The sequence below is a fragment of the Streptomyces sp. NBC_00554 genome (assembly GCF_041431135.1).
Taxonomy (GTDB): Bacteria; Actinomycetota; Actinomycetes; order Streptomycetales; family Streptomycetaceae; genus Streptomyces.
Map to the genome: position 1 here is coordinate 1786196 of NZ_CP107799.1, position 12986 is coordinate 1799181.

Below are 12986 nucleotides of genomic sequence, written 5' to 3' on the forward strand. Positions count from 1 at the left end.
TCCCCTGGTGTCCGTGACGCGGTCGGCCTACTTCTCCCGCTCGTGGTACATCTTCCGCGTGTGTTCCGTGTGCGTGCGCATGACCGCCGTGGCGCGCTGTTCGTCACGCTCCGCGATCGCCGCGATCAGCTCGCGGTGCTCGATCCAGGACTGCCGGCCGCGCTGCCTGGCGACCGGCGTGTAGTACCAGCGGACCCGCCGGTCGACCTGTGCGGCCAGCTCGGCGAGGACGGTGTTGCCCGCGAGTTCCATGACCTTCGCGTGCAGCCGGGCGTTCGTCGCGACCGCGCCGTCCACGTCATCGGCCGCGACCGCACGCTCACCCTCCGCGCACAGCTCTTCGAGGGCGGCGATGGCCTCGGCGCCCGCGTTCGCGGCGGCGAGCCGGGCGGCCTCGGCCTCCAGGAGCGTACGGACCGTGAGGAGCTGGTCCGCCTCCTCCTCGGTCGGCTCGTGCACGAAGGCACCCTGGGCGGGTCGCAGATCCACCCATCCCTCGGTGCTGAGTCGCTGCAGGGCCTCGCGCACCGGCTGCCGGGACACCCCGAGGTGCCCGGCGAGTTCGCTCTCGACGAGATGCTGGCCCGGCGCCAGGGCGCGGGTGGTGATGAGTTCGAGCAGCGCCTCGTAGACGCGGTCGCGCAGCGGGCCGGGCCGTTCGAGCTTGGGTACCGCACCCTGCGGCAGTCCTGTCGACAACATCACGGTCCCCTCCTGGGCAGCGTTGTCGCTGCATTGCGAAAGCCAATTATGAATTGTCTTTCGCCTACAGTCTACGGCGCACAAAGGCCAGCAGGCACAGGAGTTGGGCTCTTCACACCATGATGAGAGAGCTGTTCACGGGCAACGGACGACCTGTCCGGCGTACGACAGGTTCCCACCGAAGCCGAACAGCAGGACGGGGTCGCCCGTGGAGAGTTCCCCGCGCTCCACGAGCTTGGAGAAGGCGAGCGGAATGCTCGCCGCGGAGGTGTTCCCGGATTCGACGACGTCACGCGCGACGACGGCGTTGACCGCGCCGATCTTCTCGGCGAGGGGCTCGATGATGCGCAGGTTCGCCTGGTGCAGGACGACCCCGGCGAGGTCCTCGGGGGCGAGTCCCGCGCGCTCGCAGGCCTTGCGGGCGATGGCCGGGAGCTGGGTCGTCGCCCAGCGGTAGACGCTCTGCCCCTCCTGCGCGAACCGCGAGGGCGTCCCCTCGATCCGCACCGCGTTCCCCATCTCGGGCACCGAGCCCCACAGCACCGGGCCGATCCCCGGCTCGTCGGTCGCCTCGACCACGGCGGCCCCCGCCCCGTCGCCGACGAGCACACAGGTCGTCCGGTCGCTCCAGTCCGCCACGTCGGACATCTTGTCGGCGCCGATGACGAGGGCGCGGGTCGCGGCGCCGGCGCGCACGGTGTGGTCCGCGGTGGCCAGCGCATGGGTGAAGCCCGCGCAGACGACGTTGATGTCCATCGCGGCGGGCGAGGGGATGCCGAGCCGGTTGGCGACCCGGGCGGCCATGTTCGGGGAGCGGTCGACCGCCGTGGACGTGGCGACCAGGACCAGGTCGATGTCGCTGGGGGTCAGGCCGGCCGCGGCGAGCGCCTTGGCGGCGGCGTGTGCGGCCAGCTCGTCGACGGGCTCGTCCGGACCGGCGATGTGCCGCGTGCGGATGCCCACCCGGCTTCTGATCCACTCGTCGCTGGTGTCCACCAGGCCCGCCAGATCCTCATTGGTGAGCACCTTGGCGGGCTGGTAGTGACCGACGGCGGCGATCCGTGAGCCATTCATGGATGGGTCCCCCTCATTGTGGGTAGCGGGATCCTCCAGTCTGATCAGTGACCCATGGGTACGACGGCAGGTAATGCCACAGGATTGGGGCGCCAGGCTTGTCGGCTTCTGTCAGCCCGTCGGGCGCCCGAACGGTCATCCCGTGAACAGCTGAGTCGCCTTCTGTACGAGCTCGTACACCCCGTAGGCGAGCGGTGCCCCCACCCAGAGCCAGGCGAAGGCGATGAGGGGCCGCCGGTCAGGCGTGTCAGGCGGACTGCTGCTGCTGGACATCGGTGGCCTCCCTGGGGGCGGGGATGTGGTGCCGGACGTGGACGGGTCGTACGAGCTCATTGGCCACGAAGCCGACGGCGAGCAGGCCGATCATGATCAGGAACGACAGGCCGTAGAGCGAGGAGCCGGACTTGCCCGCCTCCTCCTGCCGGTCGGCGATCCAGTTCACGATCAGCGGACCGAGCACACCCGCCAGGGACCAGGCGGTGAGCAGCCGGCCGTGGATCGCGCCGACCTGGTAGGTGCCGAAGAGGTCCTTCAGATAGGCGGGGATGGTCGCGAAGCCGCCGCCGTAGAAGGAGAGGATCACCAGCGCGCAGAGGATAAAGAGGGGCTTGGACGAGTCGCCGAACCAGGCGATGGACGCGTACATCAGCGCGCCGACACCGAGGTAGACGCGGTAGATGTTCTTGCGTCCGATCAGGTCGGACGTCGAGGACCAGCCGATACGGCCCGCCATATTGGCCGCGGAGAGCAGGGCGACGAATCCGGCCGCGGCCGAGACCGACACCGGTGTGGAGGAGTCCGCGAAGAAGTCCGTGATCATCGGGGCGGCCTTCTCCAGGATGCCGATGCCCGCGGTCACGTTCATGCAGAGGATCACCCACAGGCACCAGAACTGCGGGGTGCGTACGGCGTTCCGGGCGGAGACCTGCACACCTTCGAGGGCGCTCGGTCCTGCGGCGACGGGCTTCTCGCCGCGCGGCACGCGGACCAGCAGCACACCGAGCGACATGAAGACGGCGTACGTCAGCCCGTGCACCAGGAAGGCGAGCGCGATCCCGGAGGAGTCGGAGCCGAAGGACTCCAGCATCTGCGCGGACCACGGCGAGGCGATCAGCGCGCCGCCGCCGAAGCCCATGATCGCGATGCCGGTGGCCATGCCCGGCCTGTCCGGGAACCACTTGATCAGGGTCGAGACCGGCGATATGTAGCCGATGCCGAGGCCGATGCCGCCGACGAATCCGTAGCCGAACACGATCAGCCAGTACTGCTCGGTGGCGGCGCCGAGCGCGGCGATCAGGAAGCCGGAGGAGAAGCAGACGAGGGCGACGGTCATCGCCCAGCGCGGCCCGTTGCGCTCCACGAGCGTGCCGCCGAACGCGGCGGACAGGCCGAGCATGACGATGCCGAGCTGGAAGGGCAGCGCGCTCTGGGTACCGCTGAGGTCGAGCGCGGATTCGAGCGGCGGCTTGAAGACGCTCCAGGCGTAGGCCTGGCCGATGGAAAGGTGGACGGACAGGGCCGCGGGCGGGACGAGCCAGCGGCTCCAGCCGGGGGGTGCGACAGGGGGGCTCATGATCCGGAACGATAGGAAGCGGTTGCGCGTTGGGGAAGCCGCCCGGCAAAAACTCGTCGACGGTATGCGATGAGCGGTATGCCTGACGCGACGAGCGGCGACCGGGGCGGGGTGAACGGTCCCCCGGAGGTCGCACGGAAGCCAACGAAACCGAGCGCGAGAGCCGACCGGACAGGTCGCGGAAGCCGACGGAACGGGTACCGAGCGCCGACCGAACACCTCACGGCAGCCGGCCGACCGCCTCGCAAAAACCGCGCAAAAGCAGCGCAGGCCGCCACCCACGTGCTGTCCCAACCCTTGCCGCCCATCATTCCATCCTGTAGACAATATTTCGTCGACAGAGTTCGGCAGTTCCTCGGTACCCTCGACCGAACGGAGCGCCACACAGTGAAAGTCGCAGTTCTGGGCGCCGGTGCGATCGGCGCCTACGTCGGCGCCGCGCTGCACCGCGCAGGCGCCGATGTGCACCTCGTCGCCCGTGGACCGCATCTCGCGGCCATGAGGCAGCACGGAGTCCGCGTGCTCAGCCCCCGCGGTGACTTCACCGCGCGTGCCCACGCCACCGAAGACCCGGCCGAGATCGGTCCGGTCGACTACGTCTTCCTGGGCCTGAAGGCCAACTCGTACGCGGCGTGCGGGCCGCTGATCGAGCCACTGCTGCACGACAACACGGCGGTGATCGCCGCCCAGAACGGCATCCCCTGGTGGTACTTCCACCAGCACGGCGGGCCGCACGACGGCCAACGCATCGAGAGTGTGGACCCCGACGGCGCGGTCAGTGCGGTGCTCGCGCCCGAACGGGCCATCGGATGCGTGGTCTATGCCGCGACGGAGCTGGAAGGACCGGGAGTCGTACGCCATCTCGAAGGCACCCGGTTCTCCATCGGCGAGCCCGACCGGTCGCTCTCGAAGCGCTGTCAGGAGTTCAGCGAGGCCATGCAGGAGGGCGGGCTCAAGTGCCCGGTCGAGCAGGACCTGCGCAACGACATCTGGCTCAAGCTGCTCGGCAACATCTCCTTCAACCCCATCAGCGCGCTGTCCCGCGCGACGATGCGGCAGATGTGCCTGCACGGCGGCACGCGCAAGGTCATCGAGATCATGATGGCCGAGACGCTGGCGGTCGCGGAGGCCCTCGGCTGCAAGGTGGGCATCTCCATCGAGCGGCGGCTCGCCGGAGCGGAACGCGTCGGCGACCACCGCACCTCCACACTCCAGGACCTGGAGCGCGGCAAACCACTCGAACTCGACGTGCTGCTCGCGGCCGTCGTGGAGCTGGCGGAGATCACCGAGGTCCCGGTGCCGACGCTCCGTACCGTCCACGCCATCTCGGATCTCCTCGCGCTCAGGACCGCGGCATGAGGAGACCCGATCCGCAGGTCCACGCCAGGCCCGCCCACCCGCCGGTCCTGGACGTCGGCGCCGACATCGCGCTGGCCCACGCGGTCGGCCGCGAGATCATCCACGCCGACCTCGCCGACCAGGCGTTCATCGAGCGGGAGACGAGCGGTTTCGAGGAGTACAGACAGCTGGTGGAGCCGTGGACCCCGTCCCTTGCCGCGAAGGTGACGGGCGTACCGGCGTCCGCCGTACGGGAGTTGGCGCAGGCATACGCGCGGGCACCCGGCACGGCCGAGCCGCCCGACGGCGCCGGCATGGACCATGTACGCGCACTCGCCAACCTGTCGCTGCTGACCGGGCACTTGGGCGTGGCCGGCGGTGCTCGCGCGCCCTTCGCACTCGTCCGGCACGACCCGCCCGTCGACCTGACGGACGAGCGGTACCCGATCCGGCTCACCACGGGACGCCGCCTCGACACCGCGGTGCGCGGCGGTTCCGCTCCGTCGCCGCGGCGGCGGAGCGGGTGCGTCGAGCTGTGCCCGGAGGACGCGGAGCGCTACGGCGTGGCCGTCGGCGAGGAGGTACGGCTCTCCTCGCGGCGGGGCTCGGTGGTGGTGCCGGTGTGGGTCGACACCGAGCTGCGGCCCGGACTCGCGTTCATGGCGGCCGCGCACGTTCCCGACGAGGTGGACACCGGCCTGCTGGCGGTCGGGGCGAACTGCCCCATCGCCGGCACGGCGGAGTTCACGGCTTCGGCGATCCGGATCGAGAGGCTGCCGGCCGGGACCCGGCGGCCCGCGGGCGAGGGGGTGGAGTGGGCCGCCGGCTGATCCTGCGCGTGCAGGACAATGGGACCGTGAAGGTCATCTCACCGCCCGTCGGTCCGGTGATCCACGCATACCTCCGCATCAAGGGCCGCTCAGGCCACCAGTACGTACAGAACCGGGGCTGATCAACATGGGACGAGTCACGGAACGACGCAAGGTGCTCCGAATACGGGACGGGGCCATCTCCACCCGGCCGGACACGCTCGTCGCCGAGGAACCCCTGGAGATCCGGCTCAACGGCAAACCCCTGGCCATCACGATGCGCACCCCGGGCGACGACTTCGCGCTGGCGGCGGGCTTCCTCGTCAGCGAGGGGGTGCTCGGCAAGGCGGACGAGCTGCAGAACATCGTGTACTGCGCGGGCGCCACGGTGGACGGCTCCAACACGTACAACATCGTCGACGTGCGGACGGCGCCGGGCCTGGTGATGCCCGACATCACGCTCGAACGCAATGTGTACACGACGTCCTCCTGCGGTCTGTGCGGCAAGGCGAGCCTGGACGCGGTCCGCACGACGGCCCGCTGGACGATCAACGACACTCCCCCGGTACGGCTGGAGCCCGAACTCCTCGCCCGCCTCCCCGACCGGCTGCGGGCGGCGCAGCAGGTCTTCGACCGGACCGGGGGTCTGCACGCGGCGGCGCTCTTCACCGAGGAGGGCGAGCTGGTCGACATTCGGGAGGACGTGGGCCGGCACAACGCGGTCGACAAGCTGGTCGGCCGCGCCCTGCAGAACGGCTCGCTGCCGCTGTCCCGGACGGTTCTGCTGGTCTCGGGGCGGGCCTCCTTCGAGCTGGCGCAGAAGGCGGTGATGGCGGGCATTCCGGTGCTCGCGGCGGTGTCGGCTCCGTCGTCCCTCGCCGTCGACCTGGCCGCCGAGACGGGCCTGACGCTGGTCGGGTTCCTGCGCGGCGCCTCCATGAACGTGTACGCGGGCGAGCACCGAATCGCCCTGCGGGCCGCGGCCACCCAGGGCTGACCGGTTCCCCCGCGGCACACGGCGGCGGGGCCTCGAACGGCGGGGAGCGCCCCCTGCGCCGGAGAGGCCCCGCCTCAGGCCTGAGGCCTGTCGTCACACAGCGGTGAAGCGCACCTCGGACGAGGTCACGACCGTGCCCAGGCGCGGGAAGTTCAGGCCCACCGCGGCCTCGTGCTCGGGTGCGGTGAGGGCGGCCATGGCGTTCTCGACGAAGACGAGGTCGTAGCCGAGGTCGCCTGCGGCGCGGGCGGTGGACTCGACGCCCAGATTGGTGGCGACGCCACCGAACACCAGGGTGGTGACGGCGCGTTCACGCAGGCGCTCGTCGAGTCCGGTGCCCTGGAACGCGCCGATCGTCCGCTTCACGATCTCCACGTCACCCTCTGCCGCGAGCCCGGCGGCGAGTTCACTGCCCGGCGGCTGACTGGGAATCCCGGGCCGCTCCACCCGGACGAGCACGACGAGCGCCCCCGCCTTGCGGAACTCGGCCGCCAACTCCTCGGCCACGGCGAGGACTTCGGTTCCCTTACGGGGTTCCAGGGGCAGCCCGACGATGCGGTCCATCAGATCGACGAGCACCAGGGCGGTGCGTGCGGGGTCGAGGGCCAGTCGGGGCTCGGCTTCGGGTGCGTTCATGACGGAACGTTAGCCCGGGTCAGCCGTCCGTACCGGAAATCCGGATCAACAAGCCCATGAACTGCTCCCGTTCGGCTGCCGAGAACGAGGCGAGGAGCTCGTCGTTCGCCTTGTGCGCCGCCTTCTCGCAGCGCTTCAGCAGGCGGTGCCCTTCCGCGGTGATCGACACCGCGTTCTTGCGGCGGTCCCCGGGGTCCGGTTCGCGGACGACCAGGCCGGCGGACTGCAGGTCGTTGAGGACGCCGACCAGGTCCTTGGGGTCGAGCCGGATACGGCGCCCCAGCTCCGCCTGGGCGAGGGGGCCGAGGTCGGAGACCGCGGACAGCGCCACGTGGTGCCACATCTTCATGCCCTCGGCGGCCAGCGCCTCGGCGACGAGCGCGCGGCCGTGGGCGGCGGCCCGGTCGAGGAGCCAGCTGGGGAGGACACGGATGGCGGACAGAGACGCAGACACACAACCATCCTATCCAATAATCATTGGACATCCCAATGATTCTCTGGATATCGTTGGGACTCCCAACGAATCACCACCTCAGGAGAACGCTGCGTGACCGCACCGCGGAGCAACCCCGGCACAGCGATACCCCTGCCCTGACACCTCGTCACCACATGTCCAGACGTACGAAGGGCAGGGCCGCACATGCCGTCGAGTCTCCGTGCTCGTCTCAGATTGACCCTCACCGCTGTGCTGACCAGCGCGTCGATGCTCGCGTTGGCGGTCCCGGCCGGGGCCGAACCGGCCGCGGCCACCGGCGAGTTCGAGCAGCAGGTGCTCTTCAAGGCTTCCCAGGATCCGGGCTACGCCTGCTTCCGCATCCCGGCCGTGGTGCGGACGGCCAAGGGCACGCTGCTGGCGTTCGCCGAGGGACGGGTCCTCAACTGCGGGGACGCGGCCGACGTCGACATCGTGGTCAAGCGGTCCACCGACGACGGGCGTACGTGGAGTCCCCTCCAGGTCGTCAACGAAGGCGACGGCGACACCCACGGCAACCCGGCGCCCGTCGTGGACCGCGAGACCGGCCGCATCCTCCTGGCCGAGACGTACAACACGGGCCGCACCGACAGCGCGAGCTGCGCCGTCCCCTGCGACCGCGCCCCGTACATGCAGCACAGCGACGACGACGGCCTCACCTGGTCGCGGCCACGCGATCTGAGCGACGAACTCCTCCCGGCCAACTGGAACTCCTGGTACGCCACCGGTCCCGTGCACGGCCTCCAGCTGACCGGTGGCGGGCACCCGGGACGCCTGGTCTTCGGCGTCAACACCGAGACCTGGGAGGGCAACCGGCCCACCGCCAACCATGCCGCGTTGATCACCAGCGACGACGGCGGGAACCACTGGGACATCGGCGCGACGGACACCTGGCCCATCGCGGAGGACGGCACCTTCCGCCAGAAGCCGTCCGAGATCGCGCTCACGGAACGCGCGGACGGGTCCGTCCTGGTCAGCGGGCGCGAGCAGGACGGGGCCGACCTCGGGCACCGCACCCAGGCCGTCAGCCGCGACGGCGGCGACAGCTTCGCAGCACCCTTCGAGGACATCCCGGACCTCTACGCGCCCCAGGTCCAGGGTTCCCTGCTGCGCCTCGGCGACCGGCTGCTGCTGGCCTGCCCCGGCGACCCGGACCGCCGCCGGACGATGATGATCCGCTCCTCCTACGACGACGGGCTCACCTGGGAGAGCACGGACCGCGGCACGGTCGTCACGCCGGACTGGTCCGGATACTCGGACATGGTGGAGATCGGCACCGACACCGTGGGCCTGCTGTACGAGGGCGGCACGGTCGACGCGCGCGACGAGATCCGTTTCGCCCGCTTCACCGAGGACTGGCTGACACCCAGCCGCGGCGCGGACCCGACGACGTCCGACTTCGCGCCGGACGGCGAGCCCGCCGCGGTCCTCGGCGGCGCCCGGGAGACGGCGGGCGTGTCGGGCGACGCGCTCCAGTTCGACGGCACCGACGACGCCGTACGACTGCCGTACCGGGAGCAACTCCCCCTCGGTACAAAGAACTTCACCGCCTCCCTGTGGTTCCGCTACACGGCGACCACCGGTGAGCAGCCGATGCTGTGGATGGGCGGGTCCGGGAACTCGCAGCCGCAGGTGTGGCTGCGTGGCGAGCCCGAGTCCGGCCGGATCACCGGGCTGATCACCACCCGGGACGGCGCGGCGCCGCCGGCCACGACGTCCGTGCGCACCACGAGCGCGTACAACGACGGGCAGTGGCACCATCTGGCGCTGCGGCGCAGTGCGGGTCAGCTCACGCTGTTCATCGACGGTGCGGCGATCAGCACGCCGGACGTCCCCGGATCGGTCAGCCGGAACTCGCCGTTCGGGGTGCACATCGGCCAACGGATGGACGGCCGGGCGCACTTCACGGGAGCGATCGACGATGTGCGGGTGTACGCCCATGCGTTGAGCGACGCGGAGCTGACCGGTCTGAGCACGGGGAGCATCCTCCCTGTGACTCAGGACACCGTCCTGTGGCTGCCCATGGACCAGGTGAGCGGCGGCCGCTAACGTCCCGTGCGTGCCAGACGACGCCCGAGCACGACGGCAGAACGGGACCGGGCTCGGCATCCTGCTCGCCCTCGTCTGCGCGGCCGTACTGCTCACCGCCCTCCCGGACGACGACCGGGAGGGCGGCGGCGCGTGCACGGCTCGCACGCTCACGTCCTGGGCCGCCGAGGAGCGGCTCACGGACGAGTTCGCCCGGTACGGGGACGACGCCACCCGCACCGACGACTGGACCGGCGGCGACGGCACCCATTCGGTGCGGCTGCCGGACGGGCGGCTGCTGTGGCTGTTCTCGGACACGTATCTCGGCCAGGTGCACGGGCCTCCGAACCCGGTCGGCGAGTCCTACACCTGGCGGGACGCCGCGGCGCCGCTGGTGCGCAACTCGGCCGTGGTGATGTCGGAGTCCGGCCGCCTGGAGCGGACGCTGCCCACCCCCGTGTTCCCCGACCCGGCGCCGCAGCAGTGGCGCTGGCCGGTCGCGGCCCGGGTCGAGCCGCGAACCCCCGGCTCCTCCGAGCAGGTCGTCCGTGTCCTGCTGTGGACCCGTACGGCGGGCCAGAGCCCGTGGATCTACGGCGTGCCCACGGCCACCGAGGTCGCCACGCTCTCCCTCCCCGACCTGCGGCTCGAAGGGATCACGACGATCCTGGACCAGCGTGCCGTCGCGGATCCCTCCCGGCGCGTGCTGTTCGGCACCACGGCGGTCGACGCGGGCGACTGGACGTACGTCTTCGGCGGCGACGACGGACAGGCCGCCTCGCGGCCCGCCTCGCAGGCGTACGTCGCCCGCGTGCCGCGCGGCGGTCTTGCCGAGCCGGGGGCCTGGGAGTACTGGGACGGCTCGCGCTGGGCGGTGCGGGCGGCTCCGAAGCCGGTCCTCGGGGACGGGCGAAGTACGGGGGTGGGCAGCGCGTTCAGCGTGGTGCGCGACGACGGGACGTACGTCCTGTTCACGATGGCCGCCGGCGCGGCGGGCCTGACGACGGTCACCTCGTACTGGGCGTGTTCGCCGACGGGCCCGTGGCGCGGGCCCACCCGGAGCTTCAGCCCCTCGCTCCCCCAGGGCGAGGTGGCGGCGTACAACCCGCAGGTGCACCCCGAGCTGAGCGACGGGAACCGGATCGTCCTGAGCTACGACGTCAACTGGCTGGACGCGACGGGCACTTCGGGGCAGGCGAACCTCAGCCGGAACGTGTCGCTGTACCGGCCGCGATTCGTGTCTCTGCGACTGGGATCCGCTCCCTGACCACCTCGGGATCGCGGGAGCGCCGCTTGGCGATCACCGCGCACACCATCAGCTGCATCTGGTGGAAGAGCATCAGCGGAAGTACGGCGAGTGAGGCGTGCGCGCCGAACAGCACGCTGGCCATGGGGAGTCCGGAGGCGAGGGACTTCTTCGACCCGGCGAACTGGATGGTGATCCGGTCCTCCCGGTTGAAGCCCAGGGCCTTGGCGCCGTACCAGGTGACCGCGAGCATCACGGCCAGCAGCACGGCCTCGACCACGAGCAGCCCGGCCAGCCGGACGGCGCTGACCTGGTGCCAGATGCCCTGCACCATGCCCTCGCTGAACGCTGTGTAGACGACCAGGAGGATCGAGCCGCGGTCGACGTATCCGAGGATCTTCTTGTGCCGTGCGATGAAGGTGCCGATCCAGCGCCGCAGCACCTGGCCCGCCAGGAACGGCACGAGCAGCTGGAGCACGATCTCGACGAGCGAGTCGGCGGAGAAGCCGCCGCCGGTGCCGCCGAGCAGCGACGCCGCGAGCAGCGGGGTGACGACGATGCCGGCGAGCGAGGAGAAGGAGCCCGCGCAGATCGCGGCGGGCACGTTGCCCCGGGCCATCGAGGTGAAGGCGATCGACGACTGGATGGTCGACGGGACGAGCGTGAGGAAGAGGAGTCCCTGGTAGAGCGGGTCCGTCAGGAACACCGGCACAAGGCCGCGCGAGGCGAGTCCGAGCAGCGGGAACACCAGGAAGGTGCAGGCGAGGACGGTGGTGTGCAGCCGCCAGTGGCGCAGCCCGTCCATCGCCTCACGGGTGGAAAGACGCGCGCCGTAGAGGAAGAACAGGAAGGCGATGGCGGCCGTGGACGCGCCCGAGGCGACGTCGGCGCCCGTACCCCGCGCCGGGAGCAGCGCGGCCAGGCCCACTGTTCCGAGCAACAGCAGGATGTACGGGTCGATCGGCATCCAACTCGGCCACTTCAGGCGTTTCACGGTGCTCCAGTACTCGGTTCTGTGCGGGGTTCAGTACGTCATCGTCTGAGGTCGGGTCGTGCCCTCTCCATCGTCCTCCTCCGGGCCGTGATCGGGAATCCTTCATACTGCTCTGACTGTCATCACGTTTCGCGATAACCTCTGGACCATGTACGACCCGTCCCAGCTGCGTACCTTTCTTGCGGTGGCGCAAACGCTGAGCTTCACGCAGGCCGCCCGGCGTCTCGGGCTGCGCCAGTCCACGGTCAGCCAGCACGTACGCCGCCTGGAGGACACCGCCGGACGGCAGCTGTTCACGCGCGACACGCACTCCGTGGAGCTCACCGAGGACGGCGAGGCGATGCTCGGCTTCGCGCGCCGGCTGCTGGAGGTGCAGGACCAGGCGACGGCGTTCTTCACGGGGACACGGCTGCGCGGCCGGCTGCGCTTCGGCGCCTCCGAGGACTTCGTCCTCACCCGGCTGACGGAGATCCTGGAGGGCTTCCGGTCCCTCCATCCCGAGGTGGACCTGGAGCTGACCGTCGAACTCTCCGGCACGCTGCACGAACAGCTCGCGGCGGGAAAACTCGACCTGGTGCTGGCGAAGCGGCGGCCCGAGGACCCGCGCGGCGAACTCGTCCGGCACGACCGCCTCGTGTGGATCGGAGCGGAACGCCTACGCCTCGACCCCGACCGCCCGGTCCCGCTGATCGTCTATCCGCCACCGGGCATCACCCGTGCCCTGGCCCTGGAGGCCCTGGAACGCGAGGGCCGGTCCTGGCGCATCGCCTGCACGAGCGGCAGCCTCAACGGACTCATCGCGGCCGCCCGGGCGGGGCTGGGCGTCATGGCCCACTCCAGGGGGTTCGTGCCACCCGGCCTGGTCCGGGTCCCGGAGCGGGCCGGACTTCCGGAGTTGGGCGAGGTCGACTTCGTCCTGGTGCACGGGCGCCGACGGACGGCGGCCCAGGGTGCGGCGGACGCGCTGGCGGCGGCGATCCTCGGGGGCGGGGACCGGTTGCGGCGGGACAGGGCGTAAGCGCTCCGCCGGATATGCGGCTCGTTCGTCGCAGTCCGGTGGCGCGGCTCCCCGCGCTCCGCAGAGGGCTCCTTTCCTGCGGGCCGGTGGGGGCTGGTC

Annotated in this window: 12 protein-coding genes and 1 pseudogene; 6 read left to right on the forward strand and 7 right to left on the reverse strand. The window is 70.8% G+C overall.

Annotated elements, in window-relative coordinates:
* Positions 1–27 precede the first annotated feature (27 nt).
* The 4 genes from OG266_RS07950 to OG266_RS07965 all read right to left on the reverse strand — a co-directional run bounded on the left by OG266_RS07950 (position 28) and on the right by OG266_RS07965 (position 3349).
* Positions 28–702: a GntR family transcriptional regulator gene (locus OG266_RS07950; protein ID WP_266474985.1), complete on the reverse strand. Its 675-nt coding sequence runs from the start codon at positions 700–702 to the stop codon at positions 28–30.
* A gap of 135 nt (positions 703–837) precedes the next feature.
* Positions 838–1776 carry a beta-ketoacyl-ACP synthase III gene (locus OG266_RS07955; protein WP_266473349.1) on the reverse strand — a complete coding sequence of 313 codons (939 nt, stop codon included), beginning with the start codon at positions 1774–1776 and terminating at the stop codon, positions 838–840.
* A gap of 135 nt (positions 1777–1911) precedes the next feature.
* A complete protein-coding gene (locus OG266_RS07960; protein ID WP_266473351.1) occupies positions 1912–2049 on the reverse strand; it encodes a hypothetical protein in 138 nt (45 codons plus the stop codon).
* The gene (locus OG266_RS07965) at positions 2024–3349 is read right to left on the reverse strand and encodes an OFA family MFS transporter (protein WP_371544057.1); all 1326 of its coding nucleotides are present in this window, start codon (positions 3347–3349) and stop codon (positions 2024–2026) included. Before OG266_RS07965 ends, OG266_RS07960 begins: the two co-directional genes overlap by 26 nt.
* 387 nt (positions 3350–3736) lie before the next feature.
* Between OG266_RS07965 and OG266_RS07970 the strand changes: the two genes are divergently transcribed.
* The 3 genes and pseudogenes from OG266_RS07970 (at position 3737) to fdhD (ending at position 6493) form a co-directional block, all read left to right on the forward strand.
* The gene (locus OG266_RS07970) at positions 3737–4708 is read left to right on the forward strand and encodes a 2-dehydropantoate 2-reductase (protein ID WP_266473356.1); all 972 of its coding nucleotides are present in this window, start codon (positions 3737–3739) and stop codon (positions 4706–4708) included.
* A 47-nt stretch (positions 4709–4755) separates the two neighbouring features.
* Positions 4756–5517 (forward strand): annotated as a pseudogene (locus tag OG266_RS07975) (molybdopterin dinucleotide binding domain-containing protein); the annotation flags it as partial.
* A gap of 127 nt (positions 5518–5644) precedes the next feature.
* Positions 5645–6493, forward strand: a complete 849-nt coding sequence (gene fdhD, locus OG266_RS07980; protein ID WP_371544058.1) for a formate dehydrogenase accessory sulfurtransferase FdhD — start codon at positions 5645–5647, stop codon at positions 6491–6493.
* A 93-nt stretch (positions 6494–6586) separates the two neighbouring features.
* On the opposite strand, the gene OG266_RS07985 is transcribed toward fdhD, so the two are convergent.
* Positions 6587–7129: an isochorismatase family protein gene (locus tag OG266_RS07985; protein ID WP_371544060.1), complete on the reverse strand. Its 543-nt coding sequence runs from the start codon at positions 7127–7129 to the stop codon at positions 6587–6589.
* A 19-nt stretch (positions 7130–7148) separates the two neighbouring features.
* On the reverse strand, positions 7149–7583 hold the full coding sequence (locus OG266_RS07990; RefSeq protein ID WP_266473360.1) for a MarR family winged helix-turn-helix transcriptional regulator: 435 nt from the start codon (positions 7581–7583) through the stop codon (positions 7149–7151).
* Positions 7584–7769: 186 nt separating this feature from the next.
* Between OG266_RS07990 and OG266_RS07995 the strand changes: the two genes are divergently transcribed.
* Positions 7770–9650, forward strand: a complete 1881-nt coding sequence (locus tag OG266_RS07995; RefSeq protein WP_371544062.1) for an exo-alpha-sialidase — start codon at positions 7770–7772, stop codon at positions 9648–9650.
* 10 nt (positions 9651–9660) lie between these two features.
* Positions 9661–10896, forward strand: coding sequence for a DUF4185 domain-containing protein (locus OG266_RS08000; RefSeq protein WP_371544064.1), 1236 nt, complete (start codon positions 9661–9663; stop codon positions 10894–10896).
* Here the strand turns inward: OG266_RS08000 and OG266_RS08005 are convergent.
* On the reverse strand, positions 10832–11869 hold the full coding sequence (locus tag OG266_RS08005) for a bile acid:sodium symporter family protein (RefSeq protein WP_266473366.1): 1038 nt from the start codon (positions 11867–11869) through the stop codon (positions 10832–10834). The two genes, OG266_RS08000 and OG266_RS08005, sit on opposite strands and share 65 nt — an antisense overlap.
* 148 nt (positions 11870–12017) lie before the next feature.
* Between OG266_RS08005 and OG266_RS08010 the strand changes: the two genes are divergently transcribed.
* Positions 12018–12887, forward strand: coding sequence for a LysR substrate-binding domain-containing protein (locus OG266_RS08010; RefSeq protein WP_371544066.1), 870 nt, complete (start codon positions 12018–12020; stop codon positions 12885–12887).
* Positions 12888–12986: the final 99 nt, after the last annotated feature.